Source organism: Sphingomonas sp. CFBP 13706 (assembly GCF_014842355.1).
In the GTDB taxonomy this organism is placed as follows: Bacteria; Pseudomonadota; Alphaproteobacteria; order Sphingomonadales; family Sphingomonadaceae; genus Sphingomonas; species Sphingomonas aerolata.
Map to the genome: position 1 here is coordinate 55,339 of NZ_JACYVM010000010.1, position 17,601 is coordinate 72,939.

The window sequence follows — 17,601 nt, forward strand, 5'->3', positions numbered from 1 at the left end:
GGGACGCGGAACGGCGAAAAATGGGACAAAGCCGTCGTTCCCGATCCGCCGAGTGAATGACGGCTTCGGGCAGGAGCGGACCTTCAAGGCATGCCCGGTGCCGTGGCTCCGAATGAGCAAGGCTGGCCGTGAACTGTCTGCCGCCTATTAAGCAAAGCGCGGGGCAGCTGCCTCTCGCCGACCTCAGCTAGAAGATCCACGGGGCCTCGGCTAATCTGCGTTCAGTTACCTGCCGTTGCCTTCAGCGCGAGTTGCCGCAGTTCCTCGACGACCTGCGGCGCGCCCGGGATCGGCGCGAGCACGACGTCGAGATCTGCGCGTTCCAGCTTCAACCGGCCGGTGCCGATCGCCACGAGGAATTCAGCCGCCGCCTCGCCCTGGGCGCGCGTCGGGTTGCCGGCGATCCGGCGGATGATCCGCCCGGCGTCCCGACTGAGGGCGGCGTCGCTCGCGAAGTCGAGCTCGGTCGGACGGGCCGCACGGAGCAGGCTCGCCTGGATGATGCCGTCGTTGTAGCGCCCAAAGTTGGCAGGCGAGAGCAGGGTCTGCTGAAACCAGTTGGTCACCAGGGCGTCGCCTTCGCCCCGATCGACGTTCCTGAGCTGCTGGAGGACAGCGGCGACGGTCACGAACACGTCGCTCTGGGCATGGGGGCGGGTCGCGAGCGCCTCCGGCCAGAACGCGAAGCCGGGGCGGAGATCGAGACGCGCGCCGACCTTGTTCGCGAGGAACAGCTCGTTGAGCAGCGGCCGCGAGGATTCCGCCAGTCTGTCCCGGCGCGCCGCCAACGCCGGCGAGAGGCCGGCGCCGCCCTGCAGGTTCAGGAAAGTGTATTCTCGCGTCCAAGAGTTGGCGAAATCGGATCCAGGCAGATCGATCCGCTCGACGATGGCGAGCTGGTGTGGCACCGGGCACTTCGTCATCTCGAGGTCCCGCCGCAGCGCCTCGATGGCCGCCTCGCTCACCGTCCGCGCGAACCCGACCAGGTATATTATCGGACGATCGGAACAGAACGGCCTCAGGTCGCGGCTGATGTCGAGCAGCACGCGCCCGCTGCCGATAACCGACGACACCACCAGCAGCGCTCCCGGCGGCCCCCCGGTGAGGGCTGCCTCCAGCGCGTCGAGGTCGTCGCGATCGTGCAGCACCGGCGTGAAGCCGGCGATCGCCGAGACCCGGGTTGCGAGCGCGCGGGCCTCGGGGTCGGTCAGCAGTATGTGCCTCACCGGCGGGATGTCGCGCCGGACGAAGAAAGCGAGTCGGTCGTCGAACTCATTGACGGCCAGCAGGGCCGGCACGTCGACGCGCAGCTGGCGGTCTTTAGAGGCGAAGACCTGGAAGCAGTCGCCACCGGCCAACCGCTTCATGGTCTGCGCCAACCCCTTCGGCGCGTGCGTCACCTTGACGGTGAGCGCCTTCGGCTGCGGCGGGGCGATGTCGAACTGGTCGCCCCGCAGCGGTATCGGGGTCGAGTTGTTCTGGCACAGCTCGCACACGCCGGGGTTGTCGTATGTAGTGCGCTCGGTCTTTAGTCCGGCCGGATTGAGGTCAGGGTCGCTCCGCAGGTCGACCGCGAAGTTCACACCGGGGGCGATCTTGCCGAGGTAAAGGGTGTGGACGATCCGCGATGCGTCGAGCCCGCGCGCCTCCACCCGCTTCGCGAGCGTGCCGCTGGACGATGCCGAAATGATCGCCGTGGCCGTGGCCACCCCGGTAAAGTCGTAGGTGTCGACCTCCTCGTAGGACCGGAAACTGTCGGCGACGAGCTGCGGTAGCTTGGGATCAAGCGCCAACCGGTGCTCATTCATGGTGCTGACGACGGCGAACAGTGACGGCGTGTCCACGTAGACGTAATGCGCATCCTTGGAGATCGAGCCGAGCATCGCCAGCGCAATGAACGAAATCTCGCTATGGCAGACCAGCAGATTCGACAGCCTGATGAACCGGCTGGTGTGGCGGCCGGACGGATTCAGGAAATGGAAGCTGGCGGTCGACTCGACGAAGCCACCCCGTTCGCGGAAGATCGCCGTGACCCCCCGCCGCACGATCTCGTCGAGCGCGATGCCGCTGCGGACGTCGCCCTTCGTGACCTCGACGCGCACCGTCTCCTTGCCGCGGACGTCGAAGCCGAGCACCGTGACCGCCGCGCGGGGGCCGACCCGCTCGCGCATCCGGCGGAAATCGCGCGACGTCGCGATCTCGGCGGCGAGCCGCTTCGCCTCCGGGGCGCGTGCGACGAAGATCAACTCGTCTGGGCTGAGCCTGGCCTCCACCTCGCGCTCCACGGGCTCGCCGATCGTGAACCCCTCCAGCCCGTCCATGCCGACGAACGCCACCAAGGCGTCGACCGGCACGTCGTCCACGACCTTCTCGAAGCGGTTGAGAAAAATCGGCTTCATGCTTCGGGAGCGAGCGGAAGCAGCAGCGTGACGAGCGTGCCCGCGACACGCGCCGGATCGCCCGCACCGGTGGTCCACGCGCGCAGGTCGGGAGGGTCGCCATAGGCGCGGTCACGCTCGCGCGAGAGGTCGGCGTAGAGCGAGCGCCGTCCGGTGCGCAGCCGCAGGAAGCCCCCCTTCGCGCGCAGCAGGTCGACCAGGTTGCACAGTCCCAGGCCGGCCGCCGACCGGGCCTTGCTGCTGCCGCGCTTCGAGAAGCAGTTCACGATCGCGTCGAGCTCTTCCGGCGGTTCGATGAGGTCGAGCGGGCGCCCGCTCCAGCGCGCGGCGAACCCAGGGCCGGAATCGAAAACGGAAAGCTCTAGCATCTGCGCGTCGCGCGAATCCGCGCGAGGCCGCGGCAGCCGTCGCGCCCACTCCGCCAGCGGCTCGAAGCTCCCGACGATATCAGCCAGCGTGGCCGGTTCGATCGCATGCCGCCGCGCGTGGATGCCCCTCAGCGACCTGCGCAGCTGGTTTCCCCGGTCGTCTAGCCGGGCGTGCTCCTCGGTGTTGCGGAACAGTTCGTAGAGCGCCGACGCCAGCGTGCTCCTGATGTCCCGCGGCAGCATCGCCTCCAGCGTGCCGGGCACGGTGGCCGCCATGATCTGGACCGCGAGATCGCGGAACGCCCGAGCGTCGCGCAGCCGGGCGACGCCATCGAGATCGAGCGCGTAGAGCAGGCTCGGCGCGGATAGCCCCAGATGGTCCGCGCACATCAGCTCGAACTGCGGGCCCCGCGAAGCAATGGAGGGTCGCGCACCCTGGACGATCCTCAGGCGGTCGATGGCCAGTTCGAACAACCGATCGCGGATCGGCTGGCCGTCGACGCCGCGAACCTCGTCGGCCACCAGCGCTACCGCAAGGCCGTGTAGCTGCCCCGCCAGATCGGCGACCTGCCGGTCGGCGGCGCCGCGCGCGAAGGTCGAGACGGTCGGCACGCGCTGCCGCTGCGCCCACGTCGCGAGGAATTGCACCATCGCGGACTCGCCGCCAGCGAGATGGTGCCGCCCATGGGTCGGAACCGTAAGGATCATGTCCGTCGCCTGACCCGCTAGGTCGGCGAGCAGTCGCTCGGTGGCGACGATGGTCATGGTTCCGGGGACGCGCATTGGGCCGATACTAGGGCCATCCGAGCGGGTGGCGCAACGGCGCTCGCCGCCGGCCTACAGCTTCAGCGTGTTCCTGAGGGTGGCGACCGCGTCGGTGGGCCGGCCGGTTAGGGACTCGCCGATGATCCCTGGGACCTGGCACGTGCGATTGAACCACGTCTTCTTGGAATTCCGGACATGAGGGTTGGCGCGCAGCGCCATACCGATCATCACGGTCTCCAGTTCGTCGATCTCGCGGCCGGACCGCTTCGAGGCCTTGCAGTAGTTGCCCCTCACCGGCTCGACCTTGGCGATGAGGTGGATCGCCGGGTAGCCGCGCTTGCGCTCGCTGGCGCTGACGTAGTGGTTGAGCTTGTGGTCCTGGAAAATCTCGCCGCGGAACCCCGTCTTGGCGTTGGTCTTGCCGACATACCACGGCGTGAACGTCTCGCCGTGGCACGTCGAGAAAACGTAGATCCCGATGGCGCGCGGGAGGCCGGGCACCATCTCCTGTATCTTGTCCCAGAACGCGCGGAGCGCGTCGCCGTCGGCCTCGGTCTGCGCCCGCGGCGACCAGAACGGTCCGTGCACCTCGTATTGCATCGCCTAAATCCCCCAAATACCCGATTCAGCTCCGCCAACCTCGTCGGACCCGACACCTCACACCCGCTGCGTCTCCTCGTGGAGGATCGAATTTTCGAGTTCCCGGATACCCAACAACGCCACGATGGCGTCGCGCAGCTTGCCGTCGGCGTGGCTGGTAAGGCGGTCGCCTGCCGCCGCCTCCGATATCGTCTCCGCCTTAATTTCCGCCGCCAGGCCATCGGCCAAGCCCATGATGTCGCGGGCAAGTCCAACCTCGACGCCGGCCACCAGCGACGCGAGCGAGCCAGCAGCGGTGTTCACCCTCTCGGGCGTCCAGGTATCGTCCACCGGCACGATTGCGCCCTCGACCACCTTCAGCTGCTCGACGCCGACGAGCGCGTTCGGGCTGACATTCTTCGCCGGAAGGTCGAGTATGCGCGCCGCCACCTCGGAACATGTGCGGCCGTCCGGATTCGGCTCGGCACCTTGCCAGGCAAGCAGCTTGACGAGCTGGTCCCGCGCGCGGGGGACGAGGTCGGGTAGGTCGAGAGCCCTGTGCAGATCGTATGCGCGGCCCGCCTCCCACAGGGCCCTCCCGTCGAGCGTGCCGAGGTCGAGCCGCTCCCGGCGCCTGAGCACCAGCGCGTCGGCACTCTCCAACGGCAGGCCTACCACGCGCTCGCCGTTGCGGTTGTAGGCGGCCAAGTCGAACGGCGCGATGACGACGCCGTCGTCCTTACCGGCCTCGATCCTGACGAGCTTGCCGAGCGCCATCGACGCGTGGCCGTAGATGCCGCCGGTCGCCTTCGCCACCCTATCGATCCCCGGCTCGAGGATGACGTCGCCGGGTTCGAGCGTGTTGAGTTTCAGTATCCACATCATCGCGGCACTTGGCGCGGATAGCGTGGCAATTTCAACCCAAGGCTGCACGCGGCGTCATACTGTCCAAGGATCGAGCGTGTGACCGCTTTTTGAACTAGCGCTTCCCGCTAGGAACGTCCGGAATCGGGCGCACTGCTGTCCGGCGGCTCGTTGGCAGGCGAACGGCCGGTTGCGGCAGAAGCGGTCTTTCAGGCGCTGTCTGAAGAAGGGCCTGAGTTGGTCGAGAGCTGCCGCCAACTTCGCAGTGGCGCTGACCCATTAGCGGTCGTTGACTCAGCGCTCGCCACCGCCCGGAACCAGCAGCCCGTTCAGCTTCCAGATTTTGAACCACTGTACTGCCTTAGGCTCAGAGTGCTTCGGTCGCATCGTCGTCGTTTGCACTGCCTGAACGTCGGATCAAATTGACAGATCACTTGCAACCCGCCTACTACGCTATTGCGAGTTGATATCAACGTTCCGGCAATGCACCCTGATGACGAGTTCCTCGATCCGCGTATGGTATCTCGTGCACAAATGGACCAGCCTGATCTGCACGGTGTTCTTGCTGATGCTATGCCTGACGGGCGTGCCGCTCATCTTTAGTGACGAGATCGATCGCGCGAGTGGCAGCGCCCTGAAATTCGGAATGCCGGGGGTTGGATCCTCTACCAACGTTAGAGGACTACTACCTCTCGACACAATGATGACCAAGGCACTCGCCACACGCCCAGGTGAAGTGCCGTTGTTCATGGCTTTCGACAACGACCAGCCATCGATGACCATAACCACTGGACCGACACCCCACGCACTCGGGTCGGAAATGACCACTCAGGTCTTCGATCGGTCGACCGGCAAGTTGTTGAGTAAGGAGGATCGCGGCGGCATCATGCATGTCCTGCTGAAGCTCCATACGGACATGTTCCTGGGGCTGCAGGGCATGTTGTTCCTGGGTGCGATGGGCTTGCTGTTCACCGCCGCGCTCGTTTCCGGCGTGGCGCTCTACGCGCCTTTCATGCGCAAGCTCGCCTTCGGCACGCTGCGAACGTCCCGCAGCACGCGGCTCAAGTGGCTCGACTATCATAATCTGCTCGGCATCGTCGCACTGGCCTGGATGACGGTCGTGGGGTTCACCGGAGTAATCAACACGCTGGAAAAGCCGATCAACGCGCTCTGGCAGCGGAACGAGCTCGCCGCGATGACACGCGAATATGGCGGCAAGAACGCGCTGCCGCCTTCGCGCTACGGGTCGTTGGACAAGGCGATGACCGCGGCGCGCAAGGCACTTCCCGGCAACAGTCCACAGTTCATCGGATTTCCGGGCGGTAACTTCAGCTCGAAGCATCATTATGCCGTGTTTTTTCAGGGCGATACCCCGCTCACCGAACGTCTTCTCACACCTGCGTTAATCGATGCCGAAACCGGTACCTTCACCACCGCGCGGTCGATGCCGTGGTACAATAAGGCACTCTCGATATCCCGCCCGCTGCATTTCGGCGATTATGGTGGGTTGCCGCTCAAGGTCCTTTGGGCCGTGCTCGACCTCTTCACGATCATCGTGCTCGCGACTGGGCTATATCTATGGCTCGGTAAGCGACGCGCATCTCCTGCGGCGCACGTCCGCGAGGTCGAGACCGGCGGCATCGTCATGCCCGCAGCATGACGCAACGCCGACCATCGCGGCAAAGTGTTGCAACGATCTTCGCTGCTCCGATCGCAATAGCGGCGCTGAGCGTCATCGCGTTGATCGCGGCGCTGACCGGTGACGGTTGGCGCGACGCGCTTTCGTGGACCGGGCTCGCCGTGCCGATCCTGACCGTCGCCTGGGCCATGCATGCCCGCCGCATCTGACTGACATCTGCGTCTCGCAATGCGCGCAATCGAGGACATACCCTGTGATCAAGACCCACTCTCTTGTACGCCTAACGGTTGGCGCATCCGCCTTGGCCTTCGCGTGTCCCGTCTATGCACAGGATGCGGCGTCTGAAGATCGCACTGAGGAGATCGTCGTCACCGCGCAGAAGGCGAACCAGACCGGCGTGACGCACGGCGGGCGGATCGGCGTGCTCGGTGACAAACCGGCGGAGGACGTTCCCTTCGCGATCAAGAGCTATAATTCCGCACTGATCCTCAACCAGCAGCCGCAGACGCTTGGTCAGGTGCTCGACAACGACCCGTCGGTGCGGACGAGCTACGGCTTTGGCAACGCGGCCGAACAGTTCGTCATCCGCGGCTTCGCACTCGCGGGCGACGATATCGGCTTTGATGGGCTGTACGGCATCACGCCGCGCCAGTTGATCGCGCCCGAACTGTATGACGCAGTCCAGGTCCTGAACGGGTCGAGCGCATTCCTCAACGGTGCAGCACCCGGCGGCACTGCGATCGGCGGCAGCGTCAATCTTGTTCCCAAACGCGCCGGAAAGACGCCCCTGACCCGGCTGACGACGAACTACACGTCTAGCGGGCATGTCGGTGGAAGCTTCGACGTCAGCCGTCGCTTCGGCACCGGTGGCGAGTGGGGCGTGCGTATCAACGGCGCAGCCCGGCGCGGCGTCGTCGCGATCAACGACGAGTTCCGTAGCGCCTACCTGCTTGGCGGCGCGATCGACTATGACAACGGACCGCTGCGACTGTCGCTCGATCTCGCCTACCAGAAGGTACGCGTCAACCAGATCCGCCCCAAGCTGACGCTTCCGGCCGCGGTCACCGTCATCCCGAGGGTGCCCAAGGCCAACACCAATTATGGCCAGCCCTATTACTTCACCAACCTGCGCGACATCTACGGCCAGTTCCGCGCTGAATACGATCTGTCGGACAATGCAATGGTCTACGCCGCGTTCGGTGCGCGCGATGGCGCCGAAGACGGGTTCTACAGCACGCTTTCTCTGCTCAACGCGACGACGGGGGCAGCGTCAGTATCCGGCTCGCGCATCCCCCGCACCGACAACAACGAGGCGGCACAGGCCGGGGTACGCGTGAAGTTGGCAGCGGGCGGCGTGACCAACGAATTCAACGTTGGTGGCTCGATGAGCTGGCTGACCAACCGCAACGCGTTCGAGTTCTACGCGATCTCGTCGGGCACCACCAATATCTATGCACCCGTCGTTGTGCCCCAGCCCAGCCGCGTCACGTCGCGTGGCGGTAATCTGGACGATCCCTTTCCGATCTCGCGGACCCGCCTGACCAGCGCATTCGCCTCCGACACGATCGGTGTGTGGGACGACCGCATCCTGCTGACGGGCGGCCTGCGTCTGCAGCAGATCGCCGTTAAAGCCTATTCGAACGTAACCGCGCTGCAGACCGGCGAGTATCGCAAGGACGCGGTGACACCGGTGGTTGGCTTGGTCGTAAAGCCCGTCGAACATGTCTCGCTCTATGCCAATCGCATCGAGGCATTGGTTCAGGGCGCGACAGCCCCCGCAATCAGCGGCGGGCTTAACATCATCAACGTCGGGGAGGTGCTGCCGCCATTCCGGTCGACGCAGTACGAGGTCGGCGGCAAGCTCACCCTCGACGCGGTGAGTGCCAGTCTTTCACTCTTCACCACCGAACGGGCAACAGCAATTGCGACGGCCCTGCTGGCACCGCCCGCGAACGCAGCAAGGTTCGAAGCCTCCGGGCTTCAGCGCAACAAGGGTATCGAACTGAGCATCCAGGCGGAGCCGGTCGAGGGCCTGCGGCTCATCACCGGCGGGTCGGTGATCGATGCCAGGCTGCGGCGTCAAACGAACGGTTTGAACGAGGGCCGCAAGGTCGCCGGCGTGCCGGACTACCTGGTCAACGGAAACGTCGAATGGGATCTGCCGTTCATCCGGGCGCTCACGCTTACCGGTCGGGTCGTGCACACCGGCGAGCAACCCGCCAACGCCGCGAACACATTATCGCTGCCGAGCTGGACGCGCTTCGATCTCGGTGCCCGCTATGTTGCGGTAGTAAGCGATCGGGCGCTGACGCTGCGCTTCGCTGTCGATAACGTTGCGAACAAGCGATATTGGGCGACGGCCTTCGACAGCTCGCGCCCGGATCTGCTTCAAGGCGCCCCGCAAACCTTCAAGCTGTCCGCTTCGATCGACCTGTAATTTTCGGGCATCTGCCATGCCGTAGCGGAAGGCTTCAGGATAAGTTTAGCATGTCAGCCGACGACTGCGCCCCCCCCGAACACGACCCACTTTCAGCCGTTCGGGCCCGCCTTCCCTTTTCCCAACTTCAGACACTCATTCATACCCGTGAGCCTTCGAAGGTTGACGGCGACGTCCCCCAATCGAAGTGCCCCTTGTTCATGCTGATCATCAACTGCCCTCAATCTTGTCGAAGCACGCTTTCGATCACACGCGCATTGCCGTCACGAAGGCCTGGAAGGCGGCAGTCGGTTGACGTCGGCTGGGATAGTAGAGGTGGTTCGGGGCCAGCCTGGGTGCCCAGCCGGCCAGCACTTCGACAAGCGTCCCGGTGGCCAGTTGCAGCGCGGCATGTGGCAGCGGCAGGCAAGTAACCCCCAGCCCTGCCGCTGCAGCGTCGCGCATCACGTCGATATCGTTCGTGATGAAGTCACCGCGGACTGACCGTTCGACCGTCCGGCCATCCCGCTCGAATTCCCAGCGGTGGACGACGCCGGACGACGTGTACCGGTAACACAGGCACCGATGCGCGACGAGATCGTCGGGATCGACGGGAGCGGGATGATCGGCGAGGTAAGCCGGGGCGGCGACGAAGACGAGCGGCACTGGCGCGCTGATACGAACCGATATCATGTCGGCTTGCAGGGTTTGGGCATGCCGGATCCCGCAATCGAAGCGGTCCGCGACGATGTCGACGAACCCGTCGTCGACCACCAGTTCGACGGCGATGTCGGGATAGGCGCGCGCGAAGTCGGCCAGCCGCGGCAGGATGGCGTAGATCGCCGCGACCCGGTGCGCGCTGACCCGGATCCGCCCCGCCGGCCGTTCGCGGGCATTGTCGAGATCGGCCAGCGCGCCCGCGACCGAGGCGATCGCCGGCCTCAACCGCGCCAGCAGTTCCTCGCCTGCAGGCGTCGGCGCCAGCGACCGGGTGGTACGGTCGAGCAATCGAACGCCCAGTTTCGTCTCAAGCGACCGCATCGCATGGCTGAGCGCAGAGGCGGACAATCCAAGCCGCGTCGCCGCTCGTGCGAAGCTGCCGGCCTCGACGATCGTCTCGAACACCGCGAGGCCGGACCAGAGATCACGATCCATTCCTGAACATCCTTCAGCAACCCATGCGCCGCAGATGATCTAATCCTCGCGCCGTCCAGCGTCCATCTGGGGGTGACACACTGCAGGATGCCACCATGAACCTCGACACCTATCGCCCGCTCGGCCGCTCCGGCCTGCTCGTCAGCCCGCTGGCACTCGGCACGATGACCTTCGGCACACCGCGCTGGGGACTGGACGAAAGCGGCAGTCGCGCGGTGTTCGATCGCTACACCGATCTCGGCGGGAATTTCATCGACACCGCCGACGTCTATGCGGGCGGGCGATCGGAAGAGATGGTCGGCAGTTTCGTTGCCGCACAATCGTCACGCGACCGGATCGTCATCGCGACGAAATCGGGATTTGCGACCGGCCGCGGCTATCATGCAGGCGGCAATGGCGCGCGCCACATATTGGCGTCCGTCGAAGGCTCGCTCCGCCGTCTCCGGACGGACTTCATCGACCTGTACTGGGTGCACGTCTGGGACGGCGTCACCCCCGCCGAGGAACTGCTGCGGACGATGACCGCGCTCGTCGCAGCGGGCAAGATCCGCTACTGGGGCATATCCAACACCCCGGCTTGGTACGTCGCCGAACTCGCGACGCTGGCGCGGGTCCAGGGTGATCCGGCGCCGATCGGCCTGCAATATTTCTACTCGCTGGTCGAACGCGGGGTCGAGGCCGAGCAACTGCCGCTCGCCCGATCGGCAGGCATGGGCCTCGTGCCCTGGAGCCCCCTCGCCTATGGCCTGCTCACCGGCAAATACGACCGCGCGACCGTCGAGGCGGGTCCGAAGCGCGCGGGCGGCGTCCCCAACCAGGCCGGGCAGGACGACGCGGCGCGGCCCGCCAACGACAAGCGGCTCGATGGCGACAATCCGTTCGGCGACACGCTGTTCACCGAGCGCAACTGGCAAATCCTCAACGAACTGAAGCGCGTCGCAGCAGAGATTAACGAGACGCCGGCGCGCGTCGCGCTGTCCTGGGTGGTCGGGCAGCCCGGCGTCGCATCAACGCTGCTGGGCGTGAGCCGGGCGGAGCAGGTAACCGACAATGTCGCCGCGCTCAGCCTCAACCTTTCGGCGGAGCACCGTGCTGCGCTCGATGCGGTGAGCGGTGGCAACCTGCCGTTTCTCTACGGCCTGTTCGCCCCTGCCGTGCGCAACCAGGTTGTCTTCGGCGGCGGCGATGTCCGAAGCTGAAACGTCATCCTGGAGCCGCCCGCCCGAGACGAAATCTACGCGTGGTCGGCTCCAATCGACAAACTCCGCGTTTGAATCTGACCGGCCGGCAGCAAGTTCGTTTGCTGTACGCCGGCGCGGGGGTAGTCATGCGGATTGGAATCATCGGGGCGGGTTGGCTGACCAGACCCGTCGGCGATACCGGATTGTATTAGAAAGCGGACTCTTGACAGCCATCTTGATTGAGTCGGCATGGTTGATCTTAAGAAAACCTAAGATATCCTGCCGCAAACAGGGGGCAGCATGTCAGTTTTCGTTTGGATTATCATACTCGGCGGTTTGGGGTGGATGGTCACCGCAGGTATCAAGCTCAAGAAACAGCACGATGCCGAGGACAACACATTCGTAGGTGAGCACCTGGGATGGGACATCTACAAATCGGCCCATGATCGCGGTGTGTTAGCACTCGACCATGAGCACAAACGGATTGCCATTGGCACCATCACAAACCACGTCGAGCGTTCGTGGAGTGATATATCCGCCGTGGAAGTCGAGAAGAACGGCCAGTCAATCACGCAGACCAATCGAGGCTCACAGGTGATGGGCGCGGCCGTAGGTGCCGTGCTGCTCGGTCCTCTGGGTTTGCTCATGGGCGGAATGTCCGGCTCCAAGCGACAAAAAGAACGAGTGAACGAACTGAGTCTGAAGATACTGATCGATGACAGGACCGCTCCGGTTCATCGGATCACGTTTTTTAGAATGAAAGGCAACGGTACAGATGCTCAAAACCGCCTACTGAAAGGCCCAGCGAGTCAGATGGAGCATTTTCATGCTTTAGTCGCCAACACTATCCGTCAGGACAATCGCAGCTTTGCCCGGCAAGCCTCAGCGCCGGTTCTGGATAACAGGTCCAACACCGATCGGATCGCAAAACTGTGGGAGTTGAAACAAGCTGGGGCGCTCACGGCTGACGAGTTCGAGAGCGAGAAGCAAGCGGTACTGTCCGAGGCGGCCACAAAAGGCCGCCTCGACGCGATCAAAAGCCGTCATGGGGAAGACTGATGACAGTCATCCAGCCGCGAGCCAACGCTAAGCCTATTTCCGAACTGAATGCCCAGCAGCTTAAAGTGGCGATCAAAAACTATGAGGCGAAAGGCTTAACGGATGGCGGCCCTTACCCGCTCGGGGATTGTCGTGCGGAACTCCTGAGCCGCCGCCGCCATTCCCAAGTCGGGACGCCGCGCCCGACATCAAACAGTACTGGTTTCGCTCACGCCGTGCGTTCAGTACCAGATGAGCACATCGAAGTTCTGCGTAGCCACGCCAGCCGCATGGCAACGCGGATTCGTATTATGAACGTCACGCGGTGAACGATTGCGTGTCGGCGTGCCGCATGGGCACTGGAAAACCACCACGTTCGTCGCTGGCCTGAGCCGTACGGGCATGATCGCATCCTGGGTTCTCGACGGGCCGATGAACGGTGATGCCTTCACCACCTACGTGACCCGCGTGCTGGTGCCCGAACTCTCACCCGGCAACGTCGTCATCATGGACAACCTATCCAGCCACAAGGCGCCAGCCGTGCGCGCGGCCATCGAAGCCGCAGGTGCCCGGCTCCTGTTCCTTCCGCCCTACAGCCCGGACTTCAACCCTATCGAGATGGCCTTCTCAAAACTGAAGGCACACCTGCGAAAGGCGGCTGAGCGGACCATCCACGGCCTCTGGAATGCCATCGGCCGAATCGTCGACCTCTACTCGCCCCAGGAATGCTCGAACTACTTCGCAGCCGCTGGCTACGATGCAGACTGATCAGAAACCGCTCTAGATGTTCAGACGCTTTACACACGAGTAGATGAGCAGCGTTGTCCACATAGGGTTCAGTAGCCATTTCGCCTTTATATTGTAGCAGAGGGCCGAGCTGCGCGTCATCCGTCTAGTTGCAGCGCCTGGACGTAATGCATCAGATCCGTCTGAGGCGAGGGCCAGTTTTTCCTCTTTCTCTCTTTTTGATTAGGCAAGGCTTTGATCCACTGGATCAACTCACTCTCCACTGACACCCTGTTTGTGAAGTCGTAGTTATAAACCGACTTGAAAAAGTGTCTCACCGCTTTTGACGTATCATCCGTCGGAGACCGCCTGGAGATTACCGACACAGGTTTGGAAGGAAACCACTCACGATTTGCGAGAACAACTATCAACTCGGAAGCGGTTTCAGGGGGCGCTAGGCGACAGATATCCACTGCGACAAATTTGACCAGGATCGTATAAAGAAGGTGGTCAGGAAACGTTAGCTCGCCATAACGACCTGGTGGCTGGAACTTGTAGTTGGCCTTAAGGATATCGGTGTATTTGAGAACCTTACCATGCTCGGCGTAATTACGCGCCATGTCATCTGCAGGGTGAGCGGCAGAATTACGAATGAGACGGAAATATTCTATTAGGTCATACCGCTCGACGCCGATTCTCTTTCTGTTGAGCTCAAATCCGCCTTGGAGAGCCGAAAGCGTCCACTTCAGATCGGATACACCATCGGGCCGCTGCGGCCACCTTCGCCCCATTGCATATTGCTCTTTGCGAAAGCGCTCCAGGAAGTCCTCGAAGTGTTTGGAGGTCGCGACTATAAGCAAGCTTATTAGGTGGTCTAGCAGAAGGTCTAGGTCTGTGTTTCCCGTGTACGCAATATATTTTTTGTTGAGTCTTTTGGTTAGCGCTTGCGGATCCTTGCCCCTCTTCGAGATGTCGATGAAATGACTCGCCGCCAAAAAAAGGCCAGCGCCTAAAGCGTCTTTACTGCCAAGTACGCGCGCAAGGTTCCTATAGCTCTGATAGACAAACGGCATCTGAATGGTTGGGTTGGTGATCAACGGAAGACGATTGCTGTCTTGCATAATACTTACGTAAGCTCCCAACGTCTAAGCTGCCGGCGACGCCACCCGTGGCGTCATGGTGCCGATATACTGTGCCCCGTGAAACGAGCAGCCCCCACCGGGTGGTCCGGGTTGATAGTTAGTGCATTGTCGTCTCCGCCGCCATTGCCGGTCGGAGGTGGAGCGAAGCGTCAATCCCATGGATCGATGATGTCTGCGCTTCCGAATGTCTGCAAGTGGGCGAACACGCCCTGCCCTACGGCTTCCGGCCAGACCCAATTTCCGACGCTCAGAGCAGCCTGAGCTATCCCCAGAACTAGTCATCCGTCGTCTAATCGCGTTGGTTACAAGAGGTTTCTGAGATGTCGTTGCCGAGAGCATGGTCGTCTTCGCGGTCGACATATGCCGCCGCATGATGGGGCTTCGCGGGTAACCCTTCCAAGGTTCATCACGCACTTCATTGCCATGAAGGCATAAGGTGCAACGAATGTCGCGGAATGGATCAGCCTACGTCCCGGCAGGACGTCTCGTGGCGCCTTGCGACGCGGACGAGCTCGGGCATTTAAGCTGCGGCGGATTTCTCCCTGAACGGTTCACCGGTGATCAGCATGCTATGCATGATGACGGCAAGCTTGCGGGCAACTGCGACCGTGGCGCGTTTGAAGCCAAGCCTTTCTCGCAGCTGTAGCCCCCATTTGCGTAGATCGCATTCGGATCGGCTGCGCGTGAGGAGGACTGTTGCTGCCTCGTAAAGGAGTCCGCGCAGGTGGCTATCACCGCGCCTGGAGATGTGACCGTCATAGTCGATCTCGCCAGACTGATAGCGCCGCGTCGTCAGCCCGACGAACGCTCCCACCGATCTCGAATGCTTAAAGTTGGCGGGCTCCTCGATCGCGCTAACGAACGACGTGGCGGTCACAACACCGACACCGGGGATCGACATCAGCAGCTGGCAGGCGGCGTTGCGCCGCGCATCCGCGAGAAGCTTGCGTCCGAGCTCTGCGGAGCGGAGGCGAACTGCGTGCCAGGCTTCAAGCGGCGGACGGATGATCTGCCCCAGGTCTGTATTGTCGGCCAGCAGCGCATGAACATGATGCTCGAACTTGCTGCCCGTCACAGCGGGAACGACGAGACCGAACGTCTTCATCAGGCCCCGGATCTGGTTCGACAACTCGGTACCAATCCGCACGAGGCGAGTCCGTGCTGCTACCAGCGTGCGCGTGAGCATGCTGTCGAAGCTCTTGACCCGCACTTCCTTGTAGAACCCGACCTCAGCCAGATGCGCCAGTCCGTCGGCATCGTTGGCGTCGGTCTTGTTCGCTGCCATGTCGAGAGCAGCTTTGGCATGGCGTGCGTCGATACAGATCGCTGGCACCCCTTCGGCCGCCAGCGCGTGAAAGAACCAGACCGAGAGCGGGCCAGTCTCGAATACTACCCGCTTGGGTGCCGGCGCATGCTTGCGGATCAATGCCGCCAGAAGCTGTGGATCCGAGGGACACTTACCACGCCAAACACGCTTGCCGTCACGCCGAATGGATACGGCAGTCTCTTTCAAGGAAACGTCTAGCCCGATATACTCGTCCATGGCTGTTCTCCATCAGATGCTTGGGCCCGGCTTCGGATCGTGAGCCCGCACTTCCATCTTATCGGGAAACAGCCACTAGCTTCCATCGTGAACGCTAGGGCTTCGCTCCCGCGATTACCCCATTTTCATCAAGCCAGATAACCCCTTTTGTCAGCGCAGAAGGGGGCTTGGACGTTCGGGCATTGAAAACGGCCAGTCGGCTCGTTCGCTCCGGCTTGAGCTCCCGGCTGTTCATTTGGCCTGGCGACGGGGAAGCGGATGGGCGTGCGCCAAGCTGCAATACTTGGTAGACACCTCCTCACCTGCGCACGATAAAATGAAGGCAGTAATGGAAGAACGTGAAGTCCGCCAATTGCAGGCTGCTGGTCTAGTGATTGTTCGTGTTGATCGCGAGACGTGGGAAGCTTTAGCGGATACCCGACGGCACGGCGCACGGTTCACGCTTAATTTTCGGCATTCAGTGGCAAGACCGGCCAAGGCTCGCTCGCTTGCGCTGATTGCGGTCGGTAGGTCACGCCTGCGCGTGGGGATAGTTCGCTCGCGGCAGGCCATTTCATCGCTTGATACCCGTGTGGCGTTCGACTTCGTCGATGACCTCGAACCAAGCTCACTTGCCCGCCTGCTGCGCGACGTTGAGACCCCCGCTCTGCGACAGGCTGTCGCACGATTGCGTGCTGCTTCCGACGAGATAACGACGGTCTCGAGCCAAGTCGGCCAGTTGATAATCGCGACGTTAGCCGCCGATGACGCCAACGCACCTGTCCTGCGGCGCATCCTCGCTTGGATAGCCGGACGCGGGCGAGTCGAGAATGCGGTCGTCATGCAGCACGACGCTATCAAGCTCGCTGTCAACGCCTTTGGCGGTGATGGCGAAGCATATGAGCTGGCCGTTCTCGGCCCAAGCGCGATTGCCTCCGTCCGCGTGCTTGAGGACGCGGCGATTGAACATGACGCCCGGTGGTTGCCGGGCTGGACCATGGACGACAGCGATCTAACAGGACGAGCACGTTTTAGAAAACATGATGGCGAGCTCGAGATCTACACAGCTAATCGCCGACCGCTTGAGCAGCTTCTCGGGGTCGATCTTATCTACCTAAATGAACGACGCGGTGCGCTGGTGATGATCCAGTACAAGATGCTCGAGCGCGACCGCGATACGGGCGATGGATGGCAGGTCCGTGTCGACTGGCAGTTCGAGGATGAGCTCGACCGGATGCGGCAATTTGACCGCGATCTTGATCCGGAAGGGCCGTATCGTCTCCATCCCGGCGCCTTCTTTGTAAAAATGATGAAACGCCACTCGGCAGCGAGTGCGGCGGGCATCGTGATCAGTCTAGGCCATCTCGAGCATATGCTCGGCCGTGGCGGCCTACGCGGAAGCCGGGGCGGCCTTCGCATAGATCATGCCGAACTAGATGGTCACTATCTGCGGAGCGAGGCATTCGTCGAGTTGGTTCGATCAGGCTACGTCGGCACGCGCGGCGCAACCACGCAGCATCTTCAATCATTGATCGAGGCCACAATGATTGAAGGGCGTGCAGTCGTTGCCGCAATTCAACGCAGTTTTCGTTGACTTGCACTATGGACCCAATTTCTGCCGTTCACTTGTGCTGGGGCGCTCCGTGAGACCAGGCGCTTGTTCAGCTGAAGCCATTGCATTGTCCTTCGATAGAACAACGTGCGCCTACGGATTATCGTCGGTGAGCACGCCACCCTTTCAGAGCAGCCGCCTGAGGAGCTATGTATTCCGCGATCCCCATACAGGGGAGCGCGTGTTTCCGGAATC

The 17,601-nt window shown here is 62.6% G+C and carries 14 protein-coding genes and 1 pseudogene; 8 read left to right on the forward strand and 7 right to left on the reverse strand.

All coding sequences use genetic code 11. The annotated features are described in order from the left end of the window. Window positions 1-221: 221 nt before the first annotated feature. The 4 genes from IFS44_RS16265 to IFS44_RS16280 all read right to left on the reverse strand — a co-directional run bounded on the left by IFS44_RS16265 (window position 222) and on the right by IFS44_RS16280 (window position 4,996). The gene (locus IFS44_RS16265; RefSeq protein ID WP_192099234.1) at window positions 222-2,399 is read right to left on the reverse strand and encodes a hypothetical protein; all 2,178 of its coding nucleotides are present in this window, start codon (window positions 2,397-2,399) and stop codon (window positions 222-224) included. Continuing rightward, entirely contained in the window at window positions 2,396-3,532 is a 1,137-nt protein-coding gene (locus IFS44_RS16270; RefSeq protein WP_206757854.1) for a hypothetical protein, read from the reverse strand. Before IFS44_RS16270 ends, IFS44_RS16265 begins: the two co-directional genes overlap by 4 nt. Before the next feature lie 72 nt (window positions 3,533-3,604). After that, complete coding sequence (locus IFS44_RS16275) at window positions 3,605-4,132, reverse strand: hypothetical protein (RefSeq protein WP_192099236.1); 528 nt, start codon at window positions 4,130-4,132, stop codon at window positions 3,605-3,607. A gap of 57 nt (window positions 4,133-4,189) precedes the next feature. Next, window positions 4,190-4,996, reverse strand: coding sequence for a hypothetical protein (locus IFS44_RS16280; protein WP_192099237.1), 807 nt, complete (start codon window positions 4,994-4,996; stop codon window positions 4,190-4,192). Between the two features lie 472 nt (window positions 4,997-5,468). On the opposite strand from IFS44_RS16280, the gene IFS44_RS16285 reads away from it, so the two are divergent. The 3 genes from IFS44_RS16285 to IFS44_RS16295 are packed head-to-tail and all read left to right on the forward strand — an operon-like array spanning window position 5,469 to window position 9,051. Further along, window positions 5,469-6,635 (forward strand): PepSY-associated TM helix domain-containing protein, encoded by a 1,167-nt coding sequence (locus IFS44_RS16285; RefSeq protein WP_192099238.1) that lies wholly within the window; start codon window positions 5,469-5,471, stop codon window positions 6,633-6,635. Then, window positions 6,632-6,823: a hypothetical protein gene (locus tag IFS44_RS16290; protein ID WP_192099239.1), complete on the forward strand. Its 192-nt coding sequence runs from the start codon at window positions 6,632-6,634 to the stop codon at window positions 6,821-6,823. The genes IFS44_RS16285 and IFS44_RS16290 overlap by 4 nt, the downstream gene beginning before the upstream one ends. Window positions 6,824-6,867: 44 nt before the next feature. Continuing rightward, the gene (locus tag IFS44_RS16295) at window positions 6,868-9,051 is read left to right on the forward strand and encodes a TonB-dependent receptor (protein WP_342366454.1); all 2,184 of its coding nucleotides are present in this window, start codon (window positions 6,868-6,870) and stop codon (window positions 9,049-9,051) included. 246 nt (window positions 9,052-9,297) lie between these two features. Here the strand turns inward: IFS44_RS16295 and IFS44_RS16300 are convergent, their stop codons facing one another. Then, window positions 9,298-10,185 carry a LysR family transcriptional regulator gene (locus tag IFS44_RS16300; RefSeq protein WP_192099240.1) on the reverse strand — a complete coding sequence of 296 codons (888 nt, stop codon included), beginning with the start codon at window positions 10,183-10,185 and terminating at the stop codon, window positions 9,298-9,300. Between the two features lie 95 nt (window positions 10,186-10,280). Here IFS44_RS16300 and IFS44_RS16305 point away from each other — a divergent pair, with 95 nt between their 5' ends. The 4 genes and pseudogenes from IFS44_RS16305 to IFS44_RS16320 all read left to right on the forward strand — a co-directional run. After that, a complete protein-coding gene (locus IFS44_RS16305; protein WP_192099241.1) occupies window positions 10,281-11,384 on the forward strand; it encodes an aldo/keto reductase in 1,104 nt (367 codons plus the stop codon). Window positions 11,385-11,666: 282 nt separating this feature from the next. Further along, window positions 11,667-12,425 (forward strand): hypothetical protein, encoded by a 759-nt coding sequence (locus tag IFS44_RS16310; protein ID WP_192099242.1) that lies wholly within the window; start codon window positions 11,667-11,669, stop codon window positions 12,423-12,425. Then, window positions 12,425-12,733, forward strand: a complete 309-nt coding sequence (locus IFS44_RS16315; RefSeq protein ID WP_192099243.1) for a hypothetical protein — start codon at window positions 12,425-12,427, stop codon at window positions 12,731-12,733. Before IFS44_RS16310 ends, IFS44_RS16315 begins: the two co-directional genes overlap by 1 nt. Beyond that, window positions 12,726-13,172: pseudogene (locus IFS44_RS16320) on the forward strand (IS630 family transposase); the annotation flags it as partial. The gene IFS44_RS16315 and the pseudogene IFS44_RS16320, both read left to right, overlap by 8 nt. 116 nt (window positions 13,173-13,288) lie before the next feature. Here IFS44_RS16320 and IFS44_RS16325 read toward each other — a convergent pair. Both IFS44_RS16325 and IFS44_RS16330 read right to left on the reverse strand, forming a co-directional pair. Beyond that, window positions 13,289-14,251, reverse strand: coding sequence for a hypothetical protein (locus tag IFS44_RS16325; protein WP_192099244.1), 963 nt, complete (start codon window positions 14,249-14,251; stop codon window positions 13,289-13,291). Between the two features lie 541 nt (window positions 14,252-14,792). Next, on the reverse strand, window positions 14,793-15,815 hold the full coding sequence (locus IFS44_RS16330; protein WP_192099245.1) for an IS110 family transposase: 1,023 nt from the start codon (window positions 15,813-15,815) through the stop codon (window positions 14,793-14,795). Window positions 15,816-16,143: 328 nt separating this feature from the next. On the opposite strand from IFS44_RS16330, the gene IFS44_RS16335 reads away from it, so the two are divergent. Then, window positions 16,144-17,388, forward strand: coding sequence for a hypothetical protein (locus IFS44_RS16335; RefSeq protein ID WP_192099246.1), 1,245 nt, complete (start codon window positions 16,144-16,146; stop codon window positions 17,386-17,388). Window positions 17,389-17,601: the final 213 nt, after the last annotated feature.

Coding starts and splice junctions, on each gene's coding strand:
- IFS44_RS16305 (WP_192099241.1), top strand. CDS start 10,281: ATGAACCTCGACACCTATCGCCCGCTCGGCCGCTCCGGCCTGCTCGTC.
- IFS44_RS16275 (WP_192099236.1), bottom strand. CDS start 4,132: ATGCAATACGAGGTGCACGGACCGTTCTGGTCGCCGCGGGCGCAGACC.
- IFS44_RS16335 (WP_192099246.1), top strand. CDS start 16,144: ATGGAAGAACGTGAAGTCCGCCAATTGCAGGCTGCTGGTCTAGTGATT.
- IFS44_RS16290 (WP_192099239.1), top strand. CDS start 6,632: ATGACGCAACGCCGACCATCGCGGCAAAGTGTTGCAACGATCTTCGCT.
- IFS44_RS16300 (WP_192099240.1), bottom strand. CDS start 10,185: ATGGATCGTGATCTCTGGTCCGGCCTCGCGGTGTTCGAGACGATCGTC.
- IFS44_RS16325 (WP_192099244.1), bottom strand. CDS start 14,251: ATGCAAGACAGCAATCGTCTTCCGTTGATCACCAACCCAACCATTCAG.
- IFS44_RS16285 (WP_192099238.1), top strand. CDS start 5,469: ATGACGAGTTCCTCGATCCGCGTATGGTATCTCGTGCACAAATGGACC.
- IFS44_RS16265 (WP_192099234.1), bottom strand. CDS start 2,399: ATGAAGCCGATTTTTCTCAACCGCTTCGAGAAGGTCGTGGACGACGTG.
- IFS44_RS16280 (WP_192099237.1), bottom strand. CDS start 4,996: ATGATGTGGATACTGAAACTCAACACGCTCGAACCCGGCGACGTCATC.
- IFS44_RS16315 (WP_192099243.1), top strand. CDS start 12,425: ATGACAGTCATCCAGCCGCGAGCCAACGCTAAGCCTATTTCCGAACTG.
- IFS44_RS16330 (WP_192099245.1), bottom strand. CDS start 15,815: ATGGACGAGTATATCGGGCTAGACGTTTCCTTGAAAGAGACTGCCGTA.
- IFS44_RS16310 (WP_192099242.1), top strand. CDS start 11,667: ATGTCAGTTTTCGTTTGGATTATCATACTCGGCGGTTTGGGGTGGATG.
- IFS44_RS16270 (WP_206757854.1), bottom strand. CDS start 3,532: ATGACCATCGTCGCCACCGAGCGACTGCTCGCCGACCTAGCGGGTCAG.